At 60.8% G+C, this 26,109-nt stretch carries 28 protein-coding genes; 15 read left to right on the forward strand and 13 right to left on the reverse strand.

Translation table 11 applies throughout. The features are described 5' to 3' along the window. Positions 1-172: 172 nt before the first annotated feature. Genes benA through F8N96_RS01520 form a run of 4 tightly spaced genes read left to right on the forward strand, consistent with a single transcriptional unit; the run spans position 173 to position 3,827 of the window. On the forward strand, positions 173-1,537 hold the full coding sequence (gene benA, locus F8N96_RS01505; protein WP_064677166.1) for a benzoate 1,2-dioxygenase large subunit: 1,365 nt from the start codon (positions 173-175) through the stop codon (positions 1,535-1,537). Next, positions 1,534-2,022, forward strand: a complete 489-nt coding sequence (gene benB, locus F8N96_RS01510) for a benzoate 1,2-dioxygenase small subunit (protein ID WP_128872102.1) — start codon at positions 1,534-1,536, stop codon at positions 2,020-2,022. The genes benA and benB overlap by 4 nt, the downstream gene beginning before the upstream one ends. Before the next feature lie 10 nt (positions 2,023-2,032). Further along, on the forward strand, positions 2,033-3,046 hold the full coding sequence (benC, locus tag F8N96_RS01515) for a benzoate 1,2-dioxygenase electron transfer component BenC (protein ID WP_150796267.1): 1,014 nt from the start codon (positions 2,033-2,035) through the stop codon (positions 3,044-3,046). 7 nt (positions 3,047-3,053) lie between these two features. Continuing rightward, positions 3,054-3,827: a 1,6-dihydroxycyclohexa-2,4-diene-1-carboxylate dehydrogenase gene (locus F8N96_RS01520; RefSeq protein ID WP_150796268.1), complete on the forward strand. Its 774-nt coding sequence runs from the start codon at positions 3,054-3,056 to the stop codon at positions 3,825-3,827. A gap of 13 nt (positions 3,828-3,840) precedes the next feature. Here F8N96_RS01520 and F8N96_RS01525 read toward each other — a convergent pair whose 3' ends face one another. Further along, on the reverse strand, positions 3,841-4,203 hold the full coding sequence (locus F8N96_RS01525; protein ID WP_150796269.1) for an NUDIX hydrolase: 363 nt from the start codon (positions 4,201-4,203) through the stop codon (positions 3,841-3,843). A 211-nt stretch (positions 4,204-4,414) separates the two neighbouring features. Here F8N96_RS01525 and F8N96_RS01530 point away from each other — a divergent pair, with 211 nt between their 5' ends. Beyond that, positions 4,415-4,618 (forward strand): SPOR domain-containing protein, encoded by a 204-nt coding sequence (locus F8N96_RS01530; protein WP_150796270.1) that lies wholly within the window; start codon positions 4,415-4,417, stop codon positions 4,616-4,618. 6 nt (positions 4,619-4,624) lie between these two features. Here F8N96_RS01530 and F8N96_RS01535 read toward each other — a convergent pair whose 3' ends face one another. Next, on the reverse strand, positions 4,625-4,900 hold the full coding sequence (locus F8N96_RS01535; RefSeq protein ID WP_150796271.1) for a hypothetical protein: 276 nt from the start codon (positions 4,898-4,900) through the stop codon (positions 4,625-4,627). 91 nt (positions 4,901-4,991) lie between these two features. Between F8N96_RS01535 and F8N96_RS01540 the strand changes: the two genes are divergently transcribed. From F8N96_RS01540 to F8N96_RS01550, 3 genes are all read left to right on the forward strand, one after another. Further along, positions 4,992-6,218, forward strand: coding sequence for an RtcB family protein (locus tag F8N96_RS01540; protein ID WP_150796272.1), 1,227 nt, complete (start codon positions 4,992-4,994; stop codon positions 6,216-6,218). A gap of 100 nt (positions 6,219-6,318) precedes the next feature. Further along, complete coding sequence (locus tag F8N96_RS01545) at positions 6,319-6,537, forward strand: hypothetical protein (protein WP_150796273.1); 219 nt, start codon at positions 6,319-6,321, stop codon at positions 6,535-6,537. A gap of 71 nt (positions 6,538-6,608) precedes the next feature. After that, positions 6,609-6,944: a hypothetical protein gene (locus tag F8N96_RS01550; protein ID WP_150796274.1), complete on the forward strand. Its 336-nt coding sequence runs from the start codon at positions 6,609-6,611 to the stop codon at positions 6,942-6,944. Positions 6,945-6,947: 3 nt separating this feature from the next. Here F8N96_RS01550 and F8N96_RS01555 read toward each other — a convergent pair whose 3' ends face one another. Then, complete coding sequence (locus F8N96_RS01555; RefSeq protein WP_150796275.1) at positions 6,948-7,517, reverse strand: RrF2 family transcriptional regulator; 570 nt, start codon at positions 7,515-7,517, stop codon at positions 6,948-6,950. A 255-nt stretch (positions 7,518-7,772) separates the two neighbouring features. Between F8N96_RS01555 and F8N96_RS01560 the strand changes: the two genes are divergently transcribed. The 5 genes from F8N96_RS01560 (at position 7,773) to F8N96_RS01575 (ending at position 12,847) form a co-directional block, all read left to right on the forward strand. Further along, positions 7,773-8,975 (forward strand): NAD(P)/FAD-dependent oxidoreductase, encoded by a 1,203-nt coding sequence (locus tag F8N96_RS01560; RefSeq protein ID WP_150796276.1) that lies wholly within the window; start codon positions 7,773-7,775, stop codon positions 8,973-8,975. A 426-nt stretch (positions 8,976-9,401) separates the two neighbouring features. Continuing rightward, a complete protein-coding gene (locus F8N96_RS34970; RefSeq protein WP_191630693.1) occupies positions 9,402-9,551 on the forward strand; it encodes a hypothetical protein in 150 nt (49 codons plus the stop codon). Between the two features lie 55 nt (positions 9,552-9,606). Continuing rightward, complete coding sequence (locus F8N96_RS01565; RefSeq protein ID WP_150796277.1) at positions 9,607-10,896, forward strand: NAD(P)/FAD-dependent oxidoreductase; 1,290 nt, start codon at positions 9,607-9,609, stop codon at positions 10,894-10,896. A 26-nt stretch (positions 10,897-10,922) separates the two neighbouring features. Beyond that, entirely contained in the window at positions 10,923-11,477 is a 555-nt protein-coding gene (locus tag F8N96_RS01570; protein ID WP_150796278.1) for a helix-turn-helix domain-containing protein, read from the forward strand. Between the two features lie 23 nt (positions 11,478-11,500). Next, complete coding sequence (locus F8N96_RS01575; RefSeq protein ID WP_150796279.1) at positions 11,501-12,847, forward strand: glutamine synthetase family protein; 1,347 nt, start codon at positions 11,501-11,503, stop codon at positions 12,845-12,847. Positions 12,848-13,200: 353 nt separating this feature from the next. On the opposite strand, the gene F8N96_RS01580 is transcribed toward F8N96_RS01575, so the two are convergent. From F8N96_RS01580 to F8N96_RS01600, 6 genes are all read right to left on the reverse strand, one after another. Continuing rightward, entirely contained in the window at positions 13,201-14,133 is a 933-nt protein-coding gene (locus tag F8N96_RS01580; RefSeq protein ID WP_150796280.1) for a bifunctional 5,10-methylenetetrahydrofolate dehydrogenase/5,10-methenyltetrahydrofolate cyclohydrolase, read from the reverse strand. 199 nt (positions 14,134-14,332) lie between these two features. Beyond that, positions 14,333-15,694 (reverse strand): purine-cytosine permease family protein, encoded by a 1,362-nt coding sequence (locus F8N96_RS01585; RefSeq protein WP_150796281.1) that lies wholly within the window; start codon positions 15,692-15,694, stop codon positions 14,333-14,335. A gap of 5 nt (positions 15,695-15,699) precedes the next feature. Next, positions 15,700-16,377, reverse strand: a complete 678-nt coding sequence (locus F8N96_RS01590) for an isochorismatase family cysteine hydrolase (RefSeq protein WP_150796282.1) — start codon at positions 16,375-16,377, stop codon at positions 15,700-15,702. Between the two features lie 91 nt (positions 16,378-16,468). After that, a complete protein-coding gene (locus F8N96_RS34975; protein WP_167355118.1) occupies positions 16,469-16,621 on the reverse strand; it encodes a hypothetical protein in 153 nt (50 codons plus the stop codon). A gap of 63 nt (positions 16,622-16,684) precedes the next feature. After that, positions 16,685-17,728, reverse strand: a complete 1,044-nt coding sequence (locus tag F8N96_RS01595) for an LLM class flavin-dependent oxidoreductase (protein ID WP_150796283.1) — start codon at positions 17,726-17,728, stop codon at positions 16,685-16,687. A 244-nt stretch (positions 17,729-17,972) separates the two neighbouring features. After that, entirely contained in the window at positions 17,973-18,458 is a 486-nt protein-coding gene (locus tag F8N96_RS01600) for a flavin reductase family protein (RefSeq protein ID WP_128872071.1), read from the reverse strand. A gap of 325 nt (positions 18,459-18,783) precedes the next feature. On the opposite strand from F8N96_RS01600, the gene F8N96_RS01605 reads away from it, so the two are divergent. Further along, the gene (locus F8N96_RS01605; RefSeq protein ID WP_150796284.1) at positions 18,784-20,190 is read left to right on the forward strand and encodes a purine-cytosine permease family protein; all 1,407 of its coding nucleotides are present in this window, start codon (positions 18,784-18,786) and stop codon (positions 20,188-20,190) included. Positions 20,191-20,620: 430 nt separating this feature from the next. Beyond that, positions 20,621-21,538 carry a hypothetical protein gene (locus F8N96_RS01610; protein WP_150796285.1) on the forward strand — a complete coding sequence of 306 codons (918 nt, stop codon included), beginning with the start codon at positions 20,621-20,623 and terminating at the stop codon, positions 21,536-21,538. Between the two features lie 565 nt (positions 21,539-22,103). Here F8N96_RS01610 and F8N96_RS01615 read toward each other — a convergent pair. The 4 genes from F8N96_RS01615 to F8N96_RS01630 are packed head-to-tail and all read right to left on the reverse strand — an operon-like array spanning position 22,104 to position 26,058. Beyond that, positions 22,104-23,258 (reverse strand): ABC transporter ATP-binding protein, encoded by a 1,155-nt coding sequence (locus F8N96_RS01615; protein WP_150796286.1) that lies wholly within the window; start codon positions 23,256-23,258, stop codon positions 22,104-22,106. A gap of 17 nt (positions 23,259-23,275) precedes the next feature. Further along, entirely contained in the window at positions 23,276-24,085 is an 810-nt protein-coding gene (locus F8N96_RS01620; protein ID WP_150796287.1) for an ABC transporter permease, read from the reverse strand. Between the two features lie 6 nt (positions 24,086-24,091). Beyond that, positions 24,092-25,036 carry an ABC transporter permease gene (locus tag F8N96_RS01625; protein ID WP_191630705.1) on the reverse strand — a complete coding sequence of 315 codons (945 nt, stop codon included), beginning with the start codon at positions 25,034-25,036 and terminating at the stop codon, positions 24,092-24,094. Further along, on the reverse strand, positions 25,033-26,058 hold the full coding sequence (locus F8N96_RS01630) for an ABC transporter substrate-binding protein (protein WP_150796289.1): 1,026 nt from the start codon (positions 26,056-26,058) through the stop codon (positions 25,033-25,035). The genes F8N96_RS01625 and F8N96_RS01630 overlap by 4 nt, the downstream gene beginning before the upstream one ends. Positions 26,059-26,109: the final 51 nt, after the last annotated feature.

The following is a 26,109-nucleotide window of genomic DNA, read 5'->3' on the forward strand; positions in this document are numbered from 1 at the left end:
TTGGGACGCAGAGCGTCCCGGGCTGCATTCCCACGCAGAGCGTGGGAACGATCCAACAGCCACCAGACTCCCTTTGCACAAAACGGATACAGGTCTGCACCCAGCGGATAGTCCGCCCCATCCCCCCGTCCTAGCATGGCCCTGCCTGACAATAACAATGGAGGCGGTGGCCATGACCCTGCGACCCGAATACCTGCATTCCCTGCTTGAAGACGATCCAGAGCAGGGCATCTATCGCTGCAAACGCGAGATGTTCACCGATCCACGGCTGTTCGACCTGGAGATGAAACACATCTTCGAAGGCAACTGGCTGTACCTCGCCCACGAAAGCCAGATCCCCAACAAAAACGATTTCTACACCACCACCATGGGGCGCCAGTCGATCTTCATCGCGCGCAACAAGGACGGTGTGCTCAATGCATTCCTCAACGCCTGCAGTCACCGCGGCGCGACGCTGTGCCGCCATAAGTCCGGCAACAAGAGCTCCTACACCTGCCCGTTCCACGGCTGGACCTTCAACAACTCCGGCAAGCTGCTCAAGGTCAAGGATCCGGCCGAAGCGGGTTACCCGGCCAGCTTCAACTGCGAAGGCTCCCACGACCTGACCAAGGTGGCGCGCTTCGAATCCTATCGCGGCTTCCTGTTCGGCAGCCTCAACGCTGATGTGCTGCCGCTGGTCGAGCACCTGGGTGAGTCGGCGAAGATCATCGACATGATCGTCGATCAGTCCGCCGATGGCCTGGAAGTGCTGCGCGGATCCTCCAGCTACATCTACGAAGGCAACTGGAAACTCACCGCCGAAAACGGCGCCGACGGCTATCACGTCAGCTCCGTGCACTGGAACTACGCCGCGACCCAGAACCAGCGCAAGCAACGCGAAGCCGGCGATGACAATCCGACCATGAGCGCCGGCAGCTGGGCCAAGCAGGGCGGGGGATTCTACTCCTTCGACAAGGGCCACATGCTGCTCTGGACCCGCTGGGCCAACCCCGAGGACCGCCCGCTGTACGAGCGCCGCGACGAGCTGGCCCAGGACTTTGGCAAGGCCCGGGCTGACTGGATGATCGAGAACTCGCGCAACCTGTGCCTGTACCCGAACGTGTACCTGATGGACCAGTTCAGCTCGCAGATCCGCATCGCCCGGCCGATCTCGGTCAACCGTACGGAAATCACCATTTACTGCATCGCCCCCAAAGGCGAAAGCGACCACGCCCGTTCGAGCCGGATTCGCCAGTACGAGGATTTCTTCAACGTCAGCGGCATGGCCACCCCGGACGACCTGGAAGAGTTCCGCTCCTGCCAGACCAGTTACGAAGGCAGCGCGACGGCCTGGAACGACATGTCCCGTGGTGCCGAGCACTGGGTCGAAGGCGCCGATGAGGCCGCGAAGGAAATCGATCTGCATCCGCTGCTCAGCGGCGTACGCACCGAAGACGAAGGCCTGTTCGTGCTGCAGCACAAATATTGGCAGCAGACCATGCTCAAGGCCTTGGCCGCCGAGCAGTCCGACCTGATTGCAGTGGAGGCCGTGCAATGACTATCACCTATGAAGCCGTGCGCGACTTTCTCTATCGCGAAGCCCGCTACCTCGACGACCGGCAATGGGATGAGTGGCTGGAATTGTATGCAGCGGACGCCACGTACTGGATGCCCTCCTGGGACGACAACGACGAGCTGACCGAAGACCCGCAGCGGGAAATCTCGTTGATCTGGTACGGCAACCGCACCGGCCTGGAAGACCGCGTGTTCCGGATCAAGACCGAGCGCTCCAGCGCCACCATGCCGGACACCCGTACCTCCCACAACATCAGCAACATCGAGCTGCTCGAACAAGCCGACGGATTGTGCAAGGTGCGCTTCAACTGGCACACCCTGAGCTTTCGCTACAAGACCGTCGACAGCTATTTCGGCAGCAGTTTCTACACCCTCGATGTGCGCGGGGAAAACCCGCTGATCAAGGCCAAGAAAGTGATCCTGAAGAACGACTACGTTCGCCAGGTCATCGATGTTTACCATTTGTGAGGCTGCCGTCATGACCCATTCCATTGCGTTCAACTTCGAAGACGGCGTCACCCGCTTTATCGACGCCAATGCCGGTGAAACCGTGGCCGATGCCGCGTACCGCCAGGGTATCAACATTCCGCTGGACTGCCGTGACGGCGCCTGCGGCACTTGTAAATGTTTTGCCGAAGCCGGTCGCTATGACCTGGGCGAGGAATACATCGAAGACGCCCTCAGCAGCGATGAGGCCGAGCAAGGTTTTGTCCTCACCTGCCAGATGCGCGCCCTGAGCGATTGCGTGGTCCGCGTGCCAACCTCCTCGGAAGTCTGCCGCACCCGCCAGTCCAGCTACGACGCCACCATCAGCGCCGTGCGCCAGTTGTCCGACAGCACCATCGCGCTGTCGATCAAGGGCGAGGCCCTGAGCAAACTGGCGTTCCTGCCGGGGCAGTACGTGAACCTGGGGATTCCCGGCAGCGAGCAGACCCGCGCTTACTCGTTCAGCTCGTTGCAGCGTGACGGCGAGGTCAGCTTCCTGATTCGCAACGTGCCTGGCGGCCTGATGAGCAGCTTCCTCACCGGCATGGCAAAGGCGGGCGACAGCATGAGCCTGGCCGGGCCGTTGGGCAGTTTTTACCTGCGCGACATCCGCCGTCCGTTGTTGCTGCTGGCGGGCGGCACCGGCCTGGCGCCGTTTACCGCGATGCTGGAGAAAATCGCCGAGCAGGGCAGTGAGCATCCGTTGCACCTGATCTACGGCGTAACGAACGATTTCGACTTGGTGGAAATGGATCGACTGGAAGCCTTCGCCGCCCGCATCCCGAACTTCAGCTTCAGCGCCTGCGTGGCCAGCCCCGACAGCCGGCACCCGCTCAAGGGCTACGTGACCCAGCACATCGAGCCCAAGCATTTGAACGATGGCGACGTCGACGTCTACCTGTGCGGCCCGCCGCCGATGGTCGAGGCCGTCAGCCAGTTCATTCGCGAACAAGGCATCGCCCCGGCGAATTTCTACTACGAAAAATTTGCCGCCAGCGCAGCGTGAGGTACACATGAACAGATTTCACGAAAAAGTCGCGTTGATTACCGGTGCCGCCCAGGGGATCGGTCGCCGGGTGGCCGAACGAATGGCGGCGGAAGGGGCGCAGTTGATCCTGGTCGACCGCTCGGAGCTGGTGTTCGAGGTGCAGAAGGAATTGGCGCAGGGTAGCCAGGTGCTCGCCCTGACCGCCGATCTTGAGCAATACGACGAATGCAGCCGGGTGATGCAAGCCGCCGTGGAGCGCTTCGGTCGCCTGGATATACTGATCAACAACGTCGGCGGCACGATCTGGACCAAACCTTTCGAACACTACGAAGCACAGCAGATTGAAGCCGAAGTGCGTCGTTCGCTGTTCCCGACCCTGTGGTGCTGCCATGCCGCGCTGCCGTTCATGCTGGAACAGGGCAGTGGCGCCATCGTCAACGTGTCGTCCATCGCCACCCGCAGTGTCAATCGCGTGCCCTACGGTGCGGCAAAAGGTGGGGTCAATGCGCTGACCGCGTGCCTGGCGTTCGAAACCGCCGGTCGTGGCATTCGGGTCAACGCCACCGCACCCGGCGGTACCGAAGCGCCGCCGCGGGCCATCCCGCGCAACGCCGCGCAGCAAAGTGCCGAGGAGAAGGTGTGGTATCAGCAGATCGTCGACCAGACCCTCGACAGCAGTTTGATGAAACGCTACGGCACACTGGATGAACAGGCCGCGGCTATCCTGTTTCTGGCCAGCGACGAAGCGTCCTACATCACCGGCATGACCCTGCCGGTCGGCGGTGGCGACCAGGGCTGACAGCTCTGGACAGCTAAAAGCGACGCTGAAACGCTTGGACGATTCTGAGCGTAGCGTCGCTTGTGTTCAGGTTTTGTATAGCGTCCAGCGGATACCAGATGCAATCGAAGATTTCATTTTGCGGCCGAGCCTCACCCGGGTTCAGTACCGAGGCCTCGTAGACGTGGTGTCGCGTATTGCCGGTTTGCAGCTCCATCAGATACAGCAGGCCGTCGACCCCAAGCCCGGTTTCTTCCCGAAGTTCGCGCATGGCCGCGTCGGCGATGGTTTCACCTCGCTCGACTTTGCCGCCCGGCAGCATCCAGCGACTCCTTGGCTTGCGCACCAGCAAAATATGCCGATCCTGCTCGCAAATGACGGTTGCACGTACTTTCATGTGTCACTTGATCGCCTGTTATCGTGAATCAGATGCAATATTCCGGCCTGAACCAGCCAGATCGCTGCTTGAGAGGTTGGAGTGGCGGGACGCAGGGAAAGTGCAATCCAACTGCAACCACCGGCGCGACGTCTGGTCTGCATTTAAGTAAGGGGCAGGTGTAAGGTAATCAAGTCAATGGCGGCTGATCACTGCCGAACAGGAGGTAACCATGAGTGCTCCCATGCTCAACAAGATGCACATGAACGGTTATGACGTACTCAGCGTAAACAACGGCCCGTGGCGGGTCTGCACCGAGGGTGACCGGCTCGGCGCGTTCGCCAGCAGGGAAGAGGCACTGGCCTTTGCGGCCTCTCTCCCCGGTTACAAGCCTCGGGCAAAAAAGCCCGCCAGCAGCCAGAAGACCGATAAATAGCGCGCCTCAAGCCCCGGTTTGCCGGGGCTTGTCGTGTTCAGGCGGATTGTGCTGTTTTCGACTGATGGCCTTGGCTTTCACCTCTTCGGCATAGCCTGCCAAACGCTGTTCGTCGCCCTGGAACAGGTCGCACAAGCGCAGGGCTGCCTGTGCATCCACATCATTGCCCGCCAGGCGCAACTGCTCCGCTATGCGCAACAGCTCGACCGCCGACCATCGCAAGTCCGAGGCAACGCTTTGCAGGTCACGTCGAAGTTCGTTTTCCGATTCGTTAAGCCACATAATGACCTCCTGATAAGCTCCGCTACGAAATTTTAGTCCCATTTCGGCGGGGGAGCGTCATGTTCGTCCGATCCCGAATAGAACCGCAATCATGCAAGCATCTACCTGGCAACTGTTGGAAGTGCGCGACGGCAAGCCGATCAAACTCTGGACCGAGGGCGTCCCGGTCGAAAGCGAAGCCCGGCAGCAATTGATCAACACCGCGAAGATGCCGTTCATCTTCAAACACCTGGCGGTCATGCCCGATGTGCATTTGGGCAAAGGGTCGACCATTGGCAGCGTAATCCCCACCGTGGGCGCGATCATTCCGGCCGCCGTCGGGGTCGACATCGGTTGCGGCATGATCGCCGCGTGCACCACGCTGACAGCCGCCGACTTGCCCGACAACCTGCACGCGCTGCGCAGCGCCATCGAAAAGGCCGTACCCCACGGCCGTACACTGAGCCGAGGCCGCCGCGACGAAGGCGCGTGGCACAGCGTTCCAAAGCAGGCCGACCAGGCCTGGGCAGCGCTGGACCCGCGGTTCAAGGCGATCACCGCCAAGTACCCGAAACTGGCCAGCACCAACAACCGCCACCATTTGGGAACCCTGGGCAGCGGCAATCATTTCATCGAAGTCTGCCTGGACGAAGCCGACAAGGTCTGGTTCATGCTGCACAGCGGCTCGCGCGGCGTCGGTAACGCCATTGGCAATCTGTTCATTCAATTGGCCCAGGCGGACATGCGCCAGCACCTGGCCAATCTGCCGGACCGCGACCTGGCTTACTTCGAAGAAGGCAGTCGGCATTTCGCGGACTATGTCGAAGCGGTGGGCTGGGCCCAGGATTTCGCCCGGCAAAACCGGGCATTGATGATGCAGGCGGTAATCGGGGCCGCGCGGCAGGTGATCCGCAAACCATTCGAGGTGGCGCTGGAGGCGGTCAACTGTCATCACAACTATGTACAGAAAGAGCGGCATTTCGGCGAGGACGTGTGGGTCACCCGCAAGGGCGCGGTGTCGGCGAAAAAAGGCGAGCTGGGGATCATTCCCGGCTCCATGGGCGCGAAAAGCTTCATCGTCCGCGGCTTGGGCAATGAGCAATCGTTCTGCTCCTGCAGCCACGGCGCCGGGCGCACCATGAGCCGCACCAAAGCGAAAAACACCTTCACCGTCGACGATCAGATCCGCGCCACGGCCCATGTAGAGTGCCGCAAGGATGCCTCGGTGATTGATGAAATACCGATGGCTTACAAGGATATCGACAAGGTCATGCAGGCTCAGCGCGAGCTGGTGGAAGTGGTGCACACCCTGCGCCAGGTGGTCTGCGTAAAAGGCTAGGGATGAAAGGCGTGTCCTTCTGTCGGGAAAATAACGCGAAGTTGCCAAGTGAGTGTCGTATTGAAGTAGCCACTTTTTTGCTGTGACGAGGCCCTTTCAAATGACGACTACCGATGATTTCAGAGTTCATGCCCAGGAGCTGATAGTCGATCTCGACGCGGCCACCACGGAAATGATGAAGCTCATTTCTGCTCATCAGATGAGCGGCCCGGAATGGGAGCGGGTCAGTCAATGGCAGCATGATGCCTACGAACGGTGGATGACCTATCTGAACGCCAGGTCTTATCCGGAATCGGGCGATACAAATGCCCCGCACTGAGTTCTGCTCAATGGATGGATGTCTGGTCAGCGACGCGCTACATTGCCCCCTTTTCAGTAAAGGGAAGCGTCATGCGAATGTTGATCGGGGGCTTGGGGGTGGCATTGCTGGCGGGCTGTTCGTTGCCCGCGTCAGTGGTGCCAGGTGAACCGAATGTCAGCAAGTACAGTGAAAAAGCGCCAAAAGAATACGCTGCCTGCGTCCTGCCGGCCTGGCAGCAAGTGGTACCCAATTCGACTCAGGCGGGGATTTCCAATGGCTACCGGATCACGGCGCCGAGCATCATCACGGCCGACGAGATTCTCGATATCGTGAAATCGAAAGACGGCAGCCGGGTATCGCTTTATCAGGGACCGCCCTGGGCCAAATCCGGGGCGCTGCGCCAGGCCGTTCGAGACTGTTTGTAGGATTCAATCGCGGATCTCGCTCACCTGGATGAGGGTGTCGTCGCTTGCCTGAGCGTTTGCAGCGCTTTTCTTTTCCCGACGATCGTTCATCCAGTGCTCCACTTGCACGCCGAATTCCGGCGGGGCTTTGCGCCCGACCCTGCGCGCCAGATCCAGGATGGTCTGCTGGGCGAGGGCTTCTTCCATGCGTTTCTGCGCCGTCATCATCACCGCATGGACCGCGCAGGGACCGGCCACCGCCCAGTCGGGCGTGGTGCCTTCGAACAACGCGCACCGCCCGCGAATCTCGCGGCAATCAAAGATGAGCTTCTGGCCGTCGATGGCATTGACGATATCGAGCACGCTGATTTCGTCCGCAGGCCTGGCCAGCTTGAACCCGCCGCGCACGCCCTCGGTGGCCACCACCAGTTTTGACTTGGCCAGTCGGGTGAAGATTTTTGCCAGGTAGTCCAGAGGCACGCCTTGCAGCTCGGCGAGGTCGCGCACGCTCGCCTCACGGGTGTCCCCGTGGTTCCCCACCAGAAAAATCAGGCAATGAATGCCGTACTCGACGCCAGCGCTGTAAAGAGACATTGGTATCTCCGACTAATGTTGTCGTAAATATTAACAGCTGAATCAGCGTCAGGCAACGCGCCGCATACCCGTCCCATGGCACAGCGCTTTATGGGGGTTAGGGTTATTGAGCAATCAAGCGTGTCGATAGCAATCATCAAAAAAAACTGATTGCGCAAATTAACTCGGATCAATACAGTCGTAGTTGTTCGGTCGGCACTGGCAAGCGTGCGACCGCCGGCGAATTAATCATTTGGTCTTCCCCCGGAGTTGAAAATGAAACAGCACATTCTGGTAATCGGCGCAGGTTTCGGTGGCATGTGGACGGCGTTGAGCGCGACCCGCCTGTTCGATATCCATGCTCACAACGACGTTGAAGTCACCGTGCTGGCCCCGCAGGCCGAGCTGCGTGTTCGTCCGCGCTTCTATGAACCGAATACGCACCAACTGGCGGCACCGATCGGCGAGCTGTTCGAGGCGGTCGGCGTCAAGTTCATCAAGGGCGCGGCAGACACTATCGATGTGCAGCAAAAGCGTGTGGGCTACATCGATGCTTCGGGCACTCGACAAGTGTGCAGCTACGACAAACTCGTTCTGGCCACCGGCAGCCGCCTGGCACCGTCCAGCACCCCGGGCGTGAGTGAACATGCGTTCGACGTCGACCAGATCGAACAGGCCATGCGCCTGGAAAATCACCTCAAATCCCTGGCCAACCTTCCGCACAGCAAAGCCCGCAACACAGTGGTCGTCGCCGGCGGCGGCTTCACCGGGATTGAAACGGCGACTGAAATGCCGGCGCGCCTGCGGGCGATCCTCGGTGACGAGGCCGAGATCGAAGTGATCATCGTCGATAGGGGCGAGAAAATCGGTGGGTCCATGGGGCCCGAGATCGCCAGGTCGATCGAAGAAGCCAGCCTCGAGACGGGGGTGAAATGGCACTTGCGAGCCTCGGTGGTTGCCATCGACGCCAACGGTGTCAACCTGAGCGACGGCCAGCGTATCGACGCCAGCACCGTGATCTGGACCACCGGCGTGCGCGCCAGCTCGCTGACCGAGCAAATCCCCGGCGAACGCGATCACCTGGGCCGGCTTCACGTGGACAGCCACCTGCAAGTCATCGGCCAGGACGACATCTTCGCCACCGGCGATGTCGCCTACGCCGCCACTGATGACATCGGCAACTACGCCTTGATGACGTGCCAGCATGCCATCGTGTTGGGCCGCCATGCCGGCAATAACGTCGCCGCGCAGATTCTGGGCGTGGACCCGACGCCATACCGCCAGCCCAAATATGTGACCTGTCTGGACCTGGGGGCCTGGGGCGCGGTGTACACCGAAGGCTGGGATCGCCAGGTCAAGCTGGTCAGGCAGGAAGGCAAGGCGCTCAAGACCCAGATCAACACCCAGTGGATCTACCCGCCGGTGGCCAATCGCGAAACGGCATGGGCCGCTGCGGATCCGCTGATCCCGATCGCATAACAGCCTGTAGGAGCAAGCTTGCTCGCGATGGACGTCAACGATAACGCGTTCGGCCTGGCTAAACGCGGTGCCCTGTAGGAGCAAGCTTGCTCGCGATGGACGTCAACGATAACGCGTTCGGCCTGGCTAAACGCGGTGCCCTGTAGGAGCAAGCTTGCTCGCGATGGACGTCAACGATAACGCGTTCGGCCTGGCTAAACGCGGCGCCCTGTAGGAGCAAGCTTGCTCGCGATGATCGTTAACGATAACGCGTTCGATCTGGCTGAACGCGGCGCCCTGTAGGAGCAAGCTTGCTCGCGATGGACGTCAACGATAACGCGTTCGGCCTGGCTAAACGCGGCGCCCTGTAGGAGCAAGCTTGCTCGCGATAATCGTTAACGATAACGCGTTCGATCTGGCTGAACGCGGCGCCCTGTAGGAGCAAGCTTGCTCGCGATGATCGTTAACGATAACGCGTTCGATCTGGCTGAACGCGGCGCGCTTGAGTCCATCGCCAGCAAGCTGGCTCCTACAGTTATCGGTATTTCCCGGAATGGCGTGAATAGCCTTTTTCCAGCTGAAAGGTTGCGGCTGTGAAATTTAACCTGTATTTTTTCATGAAATTATAAATATAAAATTTCATGAGGCCCGCATGTTTCAACAATCCACCCGGCACGTCGACAGTTACTACGCCCACAGCTGTGCGGATCTTTTAGTCGATCGAGCGGCCCTGGAAGGGGAGCAGGACACCGAAGTGTTGGTCATCGGCGCCGGCTTCAGTGGCCTGCATACCGCGTTGCGACTGGCCCTGGCCGGCAAGCGCGTGACCGTGCTGGAAGCCAGCCGGGTGGCGTGGGCGGCGTCAGGACGTAATGGCGGCCAGGCCATTCTCGGTTGGTCGTGCGACATGCCGCCGCTGGAGGCGGCGCTGGGTCATGAACGGGCGCGACGTCTGTGGGACGGCATGCGCTGGGCTGCGCGGGAGTTGCGCGCATTACCGGCACGGCACGAATTCGATTGTGACTATCGGGCCGGCCATCTCTGGACGTCGGTGATGCCACGACGGGTCAATCTGCTCACCGAGTGGCAGCATGAGGCCAGCCACAAATGGGGTCACGACGGGTTGCAGTTCATCCCGCGTGCGCAATTGCCGCAATGGGTCGCCAGTGAGCGCTATCAGGCGGGCCTGTTCGATCCTGAAGGCGGGCACCTGAACCCACTGAAGCTGGCACTCGGCCTGGCCGCCGCGATCGAGCGTGCCGGTGGAAAGATTCATGAGCAAAGTAAAGCCTTGAGTTATCGCGAAACGGGCAATCAGTACGTAGTCACCACTGAGCGCGGTCGCGTTCGGGCCGATGTGTTGGTGCTGGCGTGCAACGCTTATCTCGATCGGCTTGATCCGAAGCTGTCCAGTTGCGTGTTGCCGGTCGGTACCTATCAGGTGGCTACGGCACCACTCACGGAACAGCAGGCGAGCGCGCTGTTACCGAGCAATGTGTGCGTCACCGACAATCAGTTCGTACTCGATTATTTCCGCCGCACCCCGGACAACCGGCTGCTGTTCGGCGGTGGCTGCACCTACCTGGGAAGAATGCCCCGGGACATCGCCGCCGCGACCCGGCTCTGCCTGGAGCGTGTGTTCCCTCAGCTCAAGGGCGTCGAGCTGGAATTCGCCTGGGGCGGCCACATCGACCTGACCCTCAAACGCACACCGGACATCGGTCGACGGGGTGACCTTTACTGGCTGCAGGGGTATTCCGGGCACGGTGTACTGCCGACGCTGGCCGGGGCCCGTGCAGTGTCGGACGCGATACTGGGGCAGCCAGATGAGCTGGCGCTGTATCAGGGATTGGTCAACGGCAGTTTTCCCGGGGGCAAATACATGGCGGCGCCACTGGAAGCCATGGGCAAGGCCTGGTATCGACTGCGCGACAGCCTTTGAATTGCACCCTTTCTGGAAGCCTTTGGATGGACATGCAAGAAGAAATCTCGGCGCTGGCGATCCTGATCCAGGACCTGCGCAAACACAAAAAATACACACTCAAGGATTTGGCGGACAAGATCGGTCGCTCCGTGGGCTTTCTCTCCCAAGTCGAGCGCGGACTGTCACGGCCGACGGTGGCGGACTTGACTGCCATCAGCGAAACCCTCGGCGTGCCGACCACTTATTTCTACAGTCTGCCCAAGCCCATGGCCTTGCCGTGGGTGACCCGTCCGGACGAGCGCCGCACCCTGTATTACGCCGACGGCATCACCGACATACTGGTTTCGCCAAAAATGCGCGCCTCGTTTTCGATGCTGGAAAGCCAGCTGGAGCCCGGCGCCAGCAGCGGCGACCGGCACATGAATGACAGCTCGGAGCAGGGCGGTTATGTCCTGGAGGGCGAGCTGACATTGTGGCTGGCTGACGACGAGCCGGTCACTTTGCATGCCGGCGACAGCTTTCAACTGGCCAGTCATGCCCACTGCCGCTACGGCAACCTTTCGGATCGACTCACCCGAGTGCTGTGGGTCTACACCTGATGACACAACAAGGACTATCAACGATGGATGCTGTCTGCTCCGATCTGCTCGCCGAGGTTCGTACCTTCCGTCAGCGTTACCCGGATGTACGTTATGTGGACTTGATCTCCCTGGACATTCCCGGGCATTTCTACGGTAAGCGTTACCCGATCGAGATGCTGGAAAAGGTCGCTGCCGGCAGCGCTCTCAAGCTGCCGCAGAACTGTGTGTTGCTGGGGACGCAAGGGGGGCTGTTCAAGATCGGCGACTACTGTTTCAACGACGGCGATCCAGATGCCCCCCGGCGCCTGGTGCCTGGCACATTGAAACTCGTAGGCTGGGAACAGCAGGCGCTGGGACAGATGCTGATCACCTCGAGCGGCACCGAACAACCGATCGTCTTCGAACCCCGGGAAGTATTGGCGCAGGTGCTGGAGCGGCTCGGCCGCAAGGGCATTTTCCCGGTGGTCGCGTTCGAACTGGAGTTCTATCTGTTCGATCGGCAACTGCAGGATGGCTTGCCGCAGTTCCCGCGCGATCCGCTGACCGGCGATGCGGACGACCAGCCGAACATGCATATCGAGCGGCTGTCGCGATTTTCAGCGGTGCTCGATGACATGGTCGAGACCGCGCAGGCGCAAGGCATCGATGCCACGGTGATCACTGCAGAGCTGGGCCCTGGCCAGTTCGAAATCAACTTCGGTCACCTCGATGACGGCCTGCGCGCCGCTGACTGGGCCGCCCTGTTCTGCCGCAGCACGCGGGGCGTGGCGCTCAAACATGACTATCGCGCCAGCTTCATGGCCAAACCCTACCTGCACCATCCGGGTAACGGCATGCATGTCCATGTCAGCCTCTACGACGAGGCGGGGAATAACCTGTTGGCCGCCGACGGACAGCAGGCGCTGCGCCATGCAGTGGCCGGCTGCCTGGAAGTGCTGCCCCATTGCATGCCGATCTTTGCCCCGAATCACAATGCCATGCGACGCCTGAGCGGCACGGTGAACGTCGCGACCCGCGCGAGCTGGGGTTTCGAGGACCGCGACGCCTGTCTGCGGGTGCCCGAATCGGATGACCGGAATCTGCGGATCGAACATCGCCTGGCGGGCGCCGATGCCAATCCTTATTTGGTGCTGGCGGCGATTCTGGTGGGTCTGGAGCAGGGGCTGCAAGCCGGACGCGAACCGATCGCATCACTCAACGAAGACCGCGGCAGCGGTATCGATTTCCCGCTGGAGATGCTGGCAGCGGTGCAATCGATGCAAAGCCATGCGCCATTGCGCGAGGGGTTGGGCGCGGAATTCGTGGATGTCTACTGCGAGAACAAACGTCAGGATCACCTGGCGTTCATGCAGGAAATCAGTGCACGGGAATACCGCTGGTTTTTATAGGTCGCCTTAAAAATAGTGTGGATATTTAAGGGCTTGGAGATATTAGTAACTGGATGGTGAGTCAAAATATCTTGTTACAGGGCGAAATATTCCGTAATATTCGCCCCGCGTTCACCACCACGGTTTATGCATTTTTAAGTCCCGGGCGTCCATCAGCTGCCCGGGATTTTTTTTTGCCCTGGATTTTGTGCCGAAGGCGCCCTGACAGCCAACCCATTCCTCCAGACGTACCCGATCACCGTAGGAGCTGGCTTGCCAGCGAAGGTCGTCAACGATAACGCGTGTTTTTCTGCTTAAACGCGGTGGCCTGACGTTTTTCGCTGGCAAGCCAGCTCCTACAGGTTGAATTGCACTCAGTTCGACAAGGGCACACAGACCGACAACAACCCGCCAAGGCCTGCCGTACGCTGCAACTGGCTGGCAATCAGGGTGTTCTTCAGCAAATACGCAATGGTCATCGGCCCAACGCCCCCGGGAACCGGCGTGATCGCGCTGGCAACGGTGCGCGCGCTGGCGTAATCGACATCGCCCACCAGACGGGGGCCGGATTCGCCGGCAATCCGATTGATCCCGACATCGATCACCACGGCCCCGGGCTTGAGCCAACTGGCATCGATCAAATGCGGCCGACCTACCGCGGCAACAACGATGTCCGCCATACGGCACAGCGTCGGCGCATCGACACTGCGCGAGTGCACCACACTGACCGAGCAGTCGGCCTGCAGCAGCAGGGTGGCCATCGGCTTGCCAACGATGTTCGAACGGCCGATGACCACCGCGTGCAAGCCGCTCAAGTCACCGCAGGTTTCACGCAGCAGCCGCATGCAGCCGCTGGGCGTGCAGGGGGTCAGCACTTCGATGCCTTGCACCAGGCCGCCGACGTTTTCCCGATGAAAACCGTCGACGTCCTTGATCGGGTGAATGGCATGGATCACCGCCTGCTCGTCGATATGCGACGGCAAGGGCAACTGCACCAGGATGCCGTTCACCGAGGCGTCGGCGTTCAACTGCGCAATCAGTTCCAGCACATCGTCCTGGCTGGCATTGTCCGCCAGGCGATGCTCAAGGGAGCGGATGCCGACCTCCCTGGCCCGCAGCAGTTTGTTGCGCACATAGACTTCGCTGGCGGGGTCTTCACCGACGAGCAACACGGCAAGGGCAGGGTAGATCTGCTGGCTGGCCAGGGCCAGGACTTCTTCCCGAACCTCGTCGAGAACCCGGGCAGAGATGGCTTTGCCGTCGATATCGCGGGCAAGTGCAGGGGTGTTGCTGACCAAAAGAGTCACCGTCGTCTTGATTGAGAAAAGGGGCGAAGTGATCATCGAGGCGTGTTGCGCCCCGATGATCCCTCACAGACCCGCAGGCAAGGGGGCTCAGGCTACCAGTTGCTGGCCGTGCACCACCAGTACCCCTGCAATCAGTGAGACATAAGGCGGCCGGTCGGTGCGTTTGCGACCCGGCCGCCTGACTTTTTTCAGCCGTTGATCAAGACAGTTCCCCGACCCCCTGGGCGCGCTTGCCGAGTTTCATCAGCCCGTAATAGCTGAACGCTGGCACCAGCAGCCCGACGAGCCAGGCCAGGTCCACGCCGTCCAGCGCAGTAGCGACGGGACCTACATAGAACGTGGTGTTCATGAACGGGATTTCCACGGCGATCGCCAGCAGGAAACTGCCGCAGGCAATCCAGTTGACGCGCCCGTAGATCCCGTCCAGGTCGAAGATATCGGCGATCCGGTACTGGCCTTTGCGCAGGCAGTAGTAGTCCACCAGATTGATCGCCGTCCAGGGGATCAGGAAGTAGCTCATGAAGAAAATGAAGTTGAGAAAGAAGTTGATGAAGTCGTCCTGGCTGATGGTGCACAGCGCTGTGGCCACCAGGCTGATCACCAGCATGAACAGGCCGCGCACCCGCGGCGTCACCTTGAGCCGGGCAAAGGGTTCGATCACGGTGATGGTCGACATGAAGGCGCCATACAGGTTGAAGACGTTGATCGACACCTGGCCATAAAGGATGAAGACGAACAGCAACAGCGCGCCGCTGCCAAACAATCCGGCGACATGACTGCCGACGTTACTGGAGAAATCGGCAATGCCGACGCTGAGCATCGCCCCCAGAATCATCATCCATGCACCGCCGCTGACCGTGCCGGCATAGCTGTACCAGAACACCCTGGCGGTCGGCGTGCTGCTCGGCAGGTAGCGCGAATAGTCGGCCACATAAGGCGCATAGGACAGTTGCCAGGTCACGGCAATGCTCACCGCCACCAGGAACTTCGACAACGAGAAGCCCGTTGGCAGCCATTGTTCGGCGGGGATCGGCAGTTGCAACGCGAGCAGCGTGGCAGCGACGAACACCAACAGTGAAAGCAGCGACAACAGCTTCTGCAGGCGATGGATCAGGCGATAACCGAAGAGCGCGACGACGAAGCACAGCGCACCGATCAGGTAGATATTACCGGTGGCCGGCAGCGGGCTGACGGACTCCAGGGCCTGGGCGGCGAGCAAGGTGTTGCTGACGAAGAAGCCCAGGTAGATGAGCATGACGAACAGCAGCGGCAACACCGCCCCCAGCACACCGAATTGCGCCCGGCTCTGGATCATTTGCGGAATGCCGAGCTTCGGTCCCTGGGCGGAGTGGGAGGCCATGAAAATGGCGCCCACGAGCGAGCCGACAATTATCGCCAGCGCACTCCAGAACAGGTTCAGCCCCATGACCACTGGCAATACACCGGAAGCGATGGTGGTGATGTTCATGTTGGCGCCGAACCAGATGAAGAACAGCGAACCGGGTTGCCCGTGGCGCTCGGCCTCGGGAATGAAATCGATGCTGCGTTTTTCGACTTGCATGGCGATCACTCCTGAGTCCGGACGAGACGGGTTTGCAAACGGGCGATGGTGCTTTCCAGTTCGTGGGGCTGGTAGGCGAATTCATCCGGCTGCCCGGGGACCAGGCTCAAGTAGTCTTCACCTTCGAGGGCGCGCAGGCATTGCGCACCGGTGAGGATTTCCAGAGCGTAGACCCAGTTGGCCATGATCAACAGTGCCGAATAGTGTCCGGCCAGCGTGGTCGTGGTGCAGGCGTCGCTGACCAGGCGAATGTGATAACCCAGGGCAAAAGCATCGAACACCGTGCCGAGTACACAGACATCGGTCAACACACCGCAGACGATCAGGGTGTCGACCCCGAGCGCCTTGAGTCGGTTATCCAGGTCAGTGCGGTGGAAGGCGCTGTAACGGCCCTTGTCGACCACGAGCTCATCGGGTTGCGGTGCCAGGCGCTCGATGATTTCCACTTGCCGGGTGCCGGCGCGATAGCTGCTCGGGCCGCCGTCGGCCCCTCGTGGTTCGCCGCGGGGCAAATCACTGCCGTCGGCCTGATTGATGTGGCGGGTATAGACGACAGGGACCTGCCGGAGGCGGGCGGACTCGAGCAGGGCGGCGGTATGGGTCACCACCGTGTCGAGATTTTCCAGGACGAAGCCGTCCTCTTGCTGCATGTCGATGATCAACAGCGCGTTGTTATTGTTCATTGAGCAAACCTGATCATGGGTCGAAGCACAATGCACCGGGCACGCCTCGTGATGACGAGGCGTGGGTGCGTCAATTCCAGTTCGGGTGAGCTCAGTGAACTATTTGCCAGAAACCGTTCTGTTTGGCGGAGACGCTGGCGCGCAGGCGCTTGAGGTGGATATGCGAAGCGGTCCATTCGCCACGCAGGTAAGCCTGCTCGGCGCCGGGGGAAAGGGTGAGTGATGGGAGACGACCATTGAGCATCGGAATCGACCCTGCACGTCAATCAACCCCCTGGCTTCGCGTCCAGGGGGCCGGTGGCTGGACTCAGCGGAACGCCGGGACCACGTGTTTGATGAACAGCTCCAGGGATTTTTTCTTTTCCGCGTGGGGCAGGCTGTTATCGCACCAGAAGCTGAACTCGTCGACCCCCAGTTCCTGGTAGTACTTGATGCGAGGGATGATTTCTTCCGGGGTGCCGATCATCGCGGTCCTGTGCAGGCTGTCCAGCTGGAACTCCGGACGCTCGGCGAACTTCTCTTCCGGGCTCGGTTCCAGGAAGCCGTTGACCGGCGTCGTCTTGTTGCCGAACCAGGCGTCGAAGGTGCGGTAGAAACGGGAGATGGCCTTGGCCCCGACTTTCCAGCCCTCGGGATCGTCGACCGCGTGGACGTGGGTGTGACGCAGCACCATCAATTGCGGGCGCGGCACGGCCGGGTTGTTGTCCAGGGCCGCCTGGAACTTGTTCTTCAGGTCGAGGACTTCTTCGTCGCCCTTCATCAGCGGCGTGACCATGACGTTGCAGCCGTTGGCTACCGCGAAGTTGTGCGAATCCGGGTCGCGGGCGGCGATCCACATCGGCGGGTTGGGCTGCTGGATCGGCTTGGGCACGCTGGTGGACGTCGGGAATTTCCAGATATCGCCATCATGGGCGTAATCGCCTTGCCACAACGCGCGAACCACCGGAACCATTTCCCGCAGGGCCTGACCACCGGAGGACGCCGGCATGCCGCCGGCCATGCGGTCGAACTCCACCTGGTAGGCGCCGCGGGCCAGGCCGACTTCCATGCGCCCGTTACTGATCACGTCGAGCAGGGCGCATTCGCCGGCGACCCGCAGCGGGTGCCAGAACGGCGCGATGATAGTGCCGGCGCCCAGGTGAATGGTGGTGGTCTTGGCGGCCAGGTAGGCCAGCAACGGCATCGGGCTCGGCGAGATGGTGTATTCCATGGCGTGGTGTTCGCCGATCCAGACGGTGCTGAAACCACCGGCCTCGGCCATCAGGGTCAGTTCGGTCAAGTCTTCGAACAGCTGACGGTGGCTGACGCTTTCGTCCCAACGTTCCATGTGCACGAACAGGGAAAACTTCATGACGCTTACCTCGGATCTTTTGTTGTCGGCCGGTCGACTGCGGGCCTGTTGGTTATTGGTATACCATAATACGAGATGCTCGCAAAATATTTCTGTTTGCGACGGCCCTGTGGGAGCGGGCTTGCTCGCGAAGGCGGTATGCCTGCGGACATTGATGCCGAATATGCAGGCCTCTTCGCGAGCAAGTCGGACCGCCGCACCGCCGCTCCCACAAGGTATGCGCTTATTTCACGGACATCGCAGATCAGGCCAGAACGGGCAGGGCGCCCATCTTGCCGTGGCAATACACCAGTGGCCCGGCGTTGTGCTGCGGCACTATCAGGTTCTTCACCGCGCCGACCATGATCGCGTGGTCGCCGCCTTCATATTCGCGCCACAGTTCGCACTCGATGACCGCCGTGGCGTTAGCCAGAATCGGGTTGCCCAGCTCGCTCAAGGTCCATTCGATGCCCTGGGCCTTGTCCTTGCCTTTGCGCGCGAAGGCATAGGCTTCGCTCTGCTGGCCGCCGGACAGGACGTGAATGGCAAAGCGTTTGTTCTTGATCAGCACGGGGTAGGAATCGGAACTGTAGTTGGGGCAGAACAGCACCAGGGCCGGGTCCATGGACAGCGAACTGAAGGCGCTGGCGGTCAGGCCGACGATCTGGCCGTCGTCATCGAGCGTGGTGATCACGGTCACGCCGGACGGAAACGAACCCATCACTTGTTTGTAGATGGCGGCATCGATCATGGGACGGTCCTCAGGCGGTGTGGTGCGGGTTTTTATGTGTTTGTAGGTCTGATGGTATACCGTAATACATAGTTTGCAAGGGCTTTTTCCATGAGCCGATAAACGTGAACGTCAGGTGCTAAAGCCAGCAAATACGGGCCTTTTCGCCAGACAGCGCTTGCGGTCATCCATCAGAATTGCACATCAGATGCCCGATAAAAGTGCGGATCAGCCTTGTACAAAGTTTGGAATACCATAATATGGTCGGCATCTGAGGGGTGGCCGTAGAGCTCCCCCGGTTTGGCTTCGTACAACTATAAGATCAGACAAACTCGAGTTCATTCATATGTCCCAGACGTCCCGGCAAGACCCCCTGATCGAGAATCACACGGTCGATTACGTCCCACTCGCTGAGCGCCACGGGAAGGCCCGCGATCTATTCACGCTATGGTTCAGCACCAACATTGCACCGCTGCCCATTGTCACCGGCGCCATGGTGGTTCAGGTGTTTCACCTTGATCTGTTGTGGGGGCTGCTGGCGATTGCGCTGGGCCATATGATCGGCGGCCTGGTGATCGCCCTGGCGTCGGCCCAAGGCCCGCGCATGGGGATTCCGCAGATGGTGCAGAGCCGCGGCCAGTTCGGTCGTTATGGCGCACTGCTGATCGTGTTCTTCGCGGCGCTGATCTACATCGGGTTTTTCATCTCCAACATCGTGCTGGCCGGCAAGTCGATCGTCGGCATCGCGCCGTCGGTCCCGGTACCGGCGAGCATCCTTATCGGCGCCTTGAGCGCCACGGCGATCGGGGTGATCGGCTACCGCTTCATCCACATCCTCAACCGCATCGGCACCTGGGTCATGGGCAGCGCCTTGCTGGCCGGGTTCCTCTACATCTTCGCCCATGACCTGCCGGCGGACTTCTTCAGTCGCGGCGGTTTCAACCTGTCCGGCTGGCTGGCGACGGTGTCGCTGGGGATCATCTGGCAGATCAGCTTCTCGCCTTATGTGTCGGACTACTCGCGTTACCTGCCGGCGGATATCGGCATTGCCAAACCGTTCTGGGCCACTTACCTGGGCGCGACCCTGGGCACCATTCTGTCGTTTACCTTTGGTGCGGTGGCGGTGCTGGCGACTCCGGAGGGCACCGAGGCGATGGCGGCGGTCAAGCAGTCCACCGGCTGGTTGGGGCCGATTCTGATGGTGCTGTTTTTGCTCAATATCATCAGCCACAACGCCTTGAATCTGTATGGCGCGGTGCTGTCGATCATCACGTCGATCCAGACCTTCGCCAGCCAGTGGACGCCGAGCATCAAGGTGCGGGTGGTGTTGTCGAGCGTGGTGCTGGCGGGCTGCTGCGTGGTGGCGCTGGGCGCTTCGGCGGACTTCATTTCGCAGTTCATCGGTTTGATTCTGGCGCTGCTGTTGGTGCTGGTGCCTTGGGCTTCGATCAACCTGATCGATTTCTACCTGATCAAGCGCGGCAGCTACGATATCGCCTCGATCTTCCGGGCGGATGGCGGGATTTACGGGCGGTTCAATCTGCATGCGATTGTCGCGTATTTCATCGGGATTATCGTGCAATTGCCGTTTGCCAATACCTCGTTGTATGTCGGGCCCTATGCCAATTTGATCGAAGGGGCTGACTTGTCGTGGCTGGTGGGGTTGGTGGTGACTTGTCCGCTGTACTACTGCCTGGCGACGCGTGGGCAGGCGCAAGATCTCAAGGCCGCCAGACTCGGTTATACCGACTGATCGAAGCGTGCCCCGGACCTATTTTGGGTGCGAGACCGGCTTGCCGGCGACGGCAGTCTGGTGGCCGACCTATGATTTTTTTGACCGAGTACATATCCGTTTCTTCGGTCACGGCGACTTAGGGTTCCGCCCTTACGGCGGGTCACTTGGAAAAGCCCCAAGTAACCAAGGGCTCTTGCCCCTTTCGTTCGGTGCCTCGCTAATGCTCGGCATGCCCTCGCTTCGGTCCTGCTCCGTGGGCCCGCCGCCATCGGCCATCCATGGCCGGGGGCGGCTAACCCGGCATCCATGCCGGGTTGCCCACTGCGCAGAACCTCCACTCGGCCTCTCGATGGCGCGGTGCGTCAAGATCAAGAGCTGCAGGCGAGCTAACGCTCGACCTGTTGAGTGGTGAGAAGCGGGCGCACACCAATCCCCGGTAGGCGCTGGCTTGCCAGCGAAGGCGTTCTTCCAGACGAAAAAAATGTTGCCTGACCCACCGATTTCGCTGGCAAGCCAGCTCCTACAGGTCTTGCACCAGCCTACAATCCCGATCTTGGCACCGATCTCTGGTAGGCGCTGGCTTGCCAGCGAAGGCGTTCTTCCAGACGAAAAAATGTTGCCTGACCCACCGCATTCGCTGGCAAGCCAGCTCCTACAGGTCTTGGGCCAGCCTTCAATCCCGAGCCTGGCACCGATCCTTGGTAGGAGCTGGCTTGCCAGCGAAGGCGTCCTTCCAGACGAAAAAATGTTGCCTGATCCACCGCTTTCGCTGGCAAGCCAGCTCCTACAGGTCTTGCACCAGCCTACAATCCCGATCTTGGCACCGATCTCTGGTAGGAGCTGGCTTGCCAGCGAAGGCGTTCTTCCAGACGAAAAAATGTTGCCTGACCCACCGCATTCGCTGGCAAGCCAGCTCCTACAGGTCTTGGGCCAGCCTTCAATCCCGAGCCTGGCACCGATCCTTGGTAGGAGCTGGCTTGCCAGCGAAGGCGTCCTTCCAGACGAAAAAATGTTGCCTGATCCACCGCTTTCGCTGGCAAGCCAGCTCCTACAGGTCTTGCACCAGCCTACAATCCCGATCTTGGCACCGATCTCTGGTAGGAGCTGGCTTGCCAGCGAAGGCGTTCTTCCAGACGAAAAAATGTTGCCTGACCCACCGCATTCGCTGGCAAGCCAGCTCCTACAGGTCTTGGGCCAGCCTTCAATCCCGAGCCTGGCACCGATCCTTGGTAGGAGCTGGCTTGCCAGCGAAGGCGTCCTTCCAGACGAAAAAATGTTGCCTGATCCACCGCTTTCGCTGGCAAGCCAGCTCCTACAGGGTCTTGCGCCAGCCTTAAATCCTGAGCCAGGCACCGATCCCTTGTAGGAGCTGGCTTGCCAGCGAAGGCGTCCTTCCAGACGAAAAAAAGTTTCCTGACCCACCGCATTCGCTGCGGTGCGGCGATCCGACAACCCAGCTCCTACAGGTCTTGCGGCCAGCCTTCAAACCCACACAAATCCCGAATCCGGCGTATCGCTTCGCTCTTCACCACTCAACAGGCCGAGCGTTAGCTCGCCTGCAGCTTTTGATCTTGATGCACCGCGCCATCGAGAGGCCGAGTGGAGGTTCTGCGCAGTGGGCAACCCGGCATGGATGCCGGGTTAGCCGCGCACGGCCATGGATGGCCGATCGCGGCGGACCCACGGAGCAGGACCGGAGCGAGGGCATGCCGAGCATTAGCGAGGCACCGAACGAAAGGGGCAGGAGCGTTTGGTTACTTTGCGCTTTTCAAAGTGACCCGCCGTAAGGGCGGAACCGCCAGTGGCCGTAACCGAACAAACGGATATGCCCCCTAATCAAAAAGCAAAAAAAAAGGCCGCCGCAACCCGACGTTGCGGCGACCCGAGGGTGACACGTAACTGCTGGCCCACCGGCATGGGCCAGCAACCAATCAATGAGCCCCGGCAGCCTTGTTCAAATCGCTCTCAGCCCACTCGGTATACACACAAGCATCCGCAGTAGCCCAACGCACACGCACCGGATCACCCGCCTTGAGCGGCATGCCCGCCGCCGACAGCGCCTTGACCGTCATCGAAGTCCCGCCCGACGTCACCACGCTGCACGTCTGGCTCTCACCCAGGAACAACACCTCCACAACCTTGGCCGAGACTTCATTCCAGCCGGCCGCCAAGGGTTCGACAGCCGCTTGCTCGACACTCAATGCCAGGGCCTTCTCCGGACGCACCATCAACAGCACATCCTGATCGGTTTGCAGCCCGGCGGTCAGGCGAATCGACAACGACTGACCTTCAAACGTCGCCACCGCATTGCCCTGGGCCTTGAGCTTGAGGAAGTTCGAATTCCCCAGGAACGAAGCCACAAACGCATTCGGCGGATTCTGGTACAGGTCGAAACCGCTGCCCAAACCGACGATCTTGCCATGGCTGAAAATCGCAATGCGCTGGGACAGGCGCATGGCTTCTTCCTGGTCGTGGGTCACGTAGACGATAGTGATGCCAAGGCGCCGATGCAGTTGGCGCAGTTCGTCCTGCAAGTCTTCGCGCAGTTTTTTGTCGAGGGCACCGAGGGGTTCGTCCATCAGCAGAATGCGTGGCTCATAGACCAGCGCCCGGGCGATGGCGACGCGCTGTTGCTGGCCGCCGGAGAGTTGCGAAGGGCGGCGATGGGCAAATTGTTCCAGCTGCACCAGCTTGAGCATGGCATCGACCCGACGTTCGCGCTCGGCAGTGGCCAGTTTGCGAATCGCCAGGGGGAACGCAATGTTGTCGCGTACCGACAGGTGCGGGAACAGCGAGTAACGCTGGAACACCATGCCGATGTCGCGCTTGTGCGGCGGCACGTTGACCAGCGACTGGCCGTTGACCAGGATCTCGCCGCTGCTCGGGGTTTCGAAGCCGGCGAGCATCGACAGGGTGGTGCTTTTGCCGGAGCCGCTGGAGCCCAGGAACGTGAGGAATTCACCGTCCTTGATGTCCAGCGAGATGTCGTCCACGGCGGCAAAGTCGCCGTAGTATTTGTTCAGGTTACGCAGGCTGACCAGGGGCGTGTCATTTTGCTGCGCGGAATCTTTGATCACTGCACTCATGTCGTACTCCTGGGCGCTCAGGCGCTGATTGGGTTGCGCCGGCGAACGGCGGTGGCGATGACCATGACCAATATCGAGAGGCCGATCAGCAGCGTCGAAGCGACGGCGATCACAGGCGTCAGGTCCTGGCGCAGGGTGGTCCACATTTTCACGGGAAGGGTTTGCAGGGTCGGGCTGGCCATCATCACGCTCAGCACCACTTCATCCCAGGACACGAGGAAGGCGAACAGGGCGCCGGCGACCATGCCCGGGCGAATCGCCGGGAAGGTCACCTTGAACACCGCTTGCAGGCGCGAGGCTCCGCAGATCACCGCGGCATCCTCGATCGACTGATCGAACAGCTTCAGCGAATTGATGATCGAGATGATGGTGAACGGCAGCGCGACGATCACGTGGCTGACCACGAAGGCGAACATGGTCCCGGTGTAACCCAGTTTCAGGAACAGCGCGTACACCGCCACGGCGATGATCACCAGCGGCACGATCATCGGCAAGGTGAACAGGCCGTAGAGCATTTCCCGCCCGGGGAAGCGCCCGCGCACCAGGGCGAAAGCGGTCGGCAAGCCCAGGGCGACGGCGCAGATCGTGGTCAGTACCGCGACATTGAGGCTGGCCACCGCTGCGTTCATCCAGTCGGGGTTGGAGAAGAACTGGCCGTACCATTTCAGGGTCCAGCCCGGTGGCGGGAACACCAGCCACTGGGAAGAGCCGAAGGACAGCAGCACGATGAACACGATCGGCAACAGCAGGAACAGCGCGATCAGCCCGGTGGTGAAGTACAGGCCGAAGCGCATGCGCCGGCTCATGGCATTGGGGGTCAGGAGCATGACGGCTTACCTCGCGTTGCTGGCGCCGACCGGGGATTCCGGCTGGAGCTTCAGGTAGAAGTAGAACAGCACCAGCGTAATGACGATCAGCAACGCGGCGCCGGCGCTGGCCAGGCCCCAGTTGAGGAACGACTGCACCTGCTGAATGATGAACTCGGGCAGCATCATGTTCTGCGCGCCGCCCAGCAGGGCCGGGGTGACGTAGTAACCGAGGGACATCACGAACACCATCAGGCCGCCGGAAAACAGCCCCGGCCGGCACAGTGGCAGGAACACCCGGAAGAAGTTGGTCCAGGGGCTGGCGCCGCAGATCGAACCGGCCTGCAGGATCATCGGGTCGATGGCCTGCATGGTCGCCTGCAACGGCAGCACGATGAACGGGATCATGATGTAGCTCATGCCGATCACTACGCCGGTGAGGTTATGCACCATCTCCAGCGGCTGATCGATGATGCCCATTGCCATCAACGCCTTGTTGATCACCCCGGACGCCTGCAACAGCACCAGCCAGGAGTAGGTGCGGGCGAGGAGGCTGGTCCACATCGACAGCAGCACGATGTTGAGGATCCAGCGACCCCAGCCATTGGGTACCAGCGTGATGGCCCAGGCCAGTGGAAAGCCGAGCAGCAGGCTGAACAAGGTCACCAGTCCGGCCACCGAAAAGGTGTTGAACAGCACTCGGGCATATGCCGAGTTGGCGAACAGTTGCTCGTAGTTGCCCAACCCCGGTACGGGTTCCAGCACGCCCCGCAGCAGCAGGCCGATCAGCGGTGCGAGAAAGAACAGGCCGAGGAACAGCAGGGCGGGGATCAGGTTGCTCGAACCGCGCCAGCGCTGTGCCAGGGAAGGGGATTGGTTCATCACAGCCGCCTTGCCGGACGCCGGGCCGGCAGCGCCCAGGGCGCCCCCGGTCTGGGTGGATGGACGGGACGTGGTTGCCGTCATTTTCATTTGACCAGCCATTCGTTCCACCGTGTCGCGATGGCCGGACCGTTCTTGGCCCAGTACGCGAAGTCAAGAGTGATCTGATCCTTGGCGTAGGCAGTCGGCAGGTTAGGGGCCAGCACCGAATCCAGGCGCGCCACGCTGTCGACGTTGACCGGCGCATAGGCGGTCAGGTTGGAGAAGTCGGCCTGCCCCTTGGCGCTGCTGGCGTTGGCCAGGAACTTCATTGCCGCGTCCTTGTTCTTCGTGCCCTTGGGGATGACCAGGATGTCGGCCATGACCAGGTTCTGCTTCCAGCTCACGCCTACCGGCGCGCCGTCTTCCTGCAGGGCGTGGATCCGGCCGTTCCAGAACTGGCCCATGCTCGCTTCACCCGAGGCCAGCAACTGCTGCGACTGCGCGCCGCCGCCCCACCAGACGATGTCTTTCTTGATGGTGTCGAGTTTCTTGAAGGCGCGATCCAGGTCCAGGGGGTAGAGCTTATCGGCGGCTACGCCATCGGCCAGCAGCGCCAGTTCGAGCACGCCAGGGCTTGGCCATTTGTAGAGGGCGCGTTTGCCGGGGTAGGTCTTGGTGTCGAACAGCGCAGACCAGTCCTGGGGTTTTTTGGCGCCGAGCTTGCCCTCGTTGTAGCCGAGGACGAAGGAGAAGAAGAACGAGCCGACGCCGTGATCGGAGACAAAACGCGGGTCGATCTTGTCGCGCTGGATGACAGAGAAATCGAGGGGTTCGAGCAGGCCTTCGGCAGCAGCGCGCAGGGCGAAGTCGGCTTCGACATCGACCACGTCCCACTGCACGTTACCGCTCTCGACCATGGCCTTGAGTTTGCCGTAGTCGGTGGGGCCGTCCTGGACCACGGTGATGCCGCTGGCCTTGCTGAACGGATCGGCCCAGGCCTGCTTCTGCGCATCCTGGGTGCTGCCGCCCCAACTGACGAAGTTGATGCTTTGAGCCGCCAATAACGCCTGGCTGGTCACGCTCAGCAGTCCCGCAAAAAGGATTGCGGTCGCACGTTTGTTCAACACCATTTTCACGCCCTCATTGTTGTGTTTATGAGCGGGGCTTTCAGTGCCCGCCTA

It is taken from the genome of Pseudomonas fluorescens (genome assembly GCF_902497855.1).
GTDB classification, from domain to species: Bacteria; Pseudomonadota; Gammaproteobacteria; order Pseudomonadales; family Pseudomonadaceae; genus Aquipseudomonas; species Aquipseudomonas fluorescens_BI.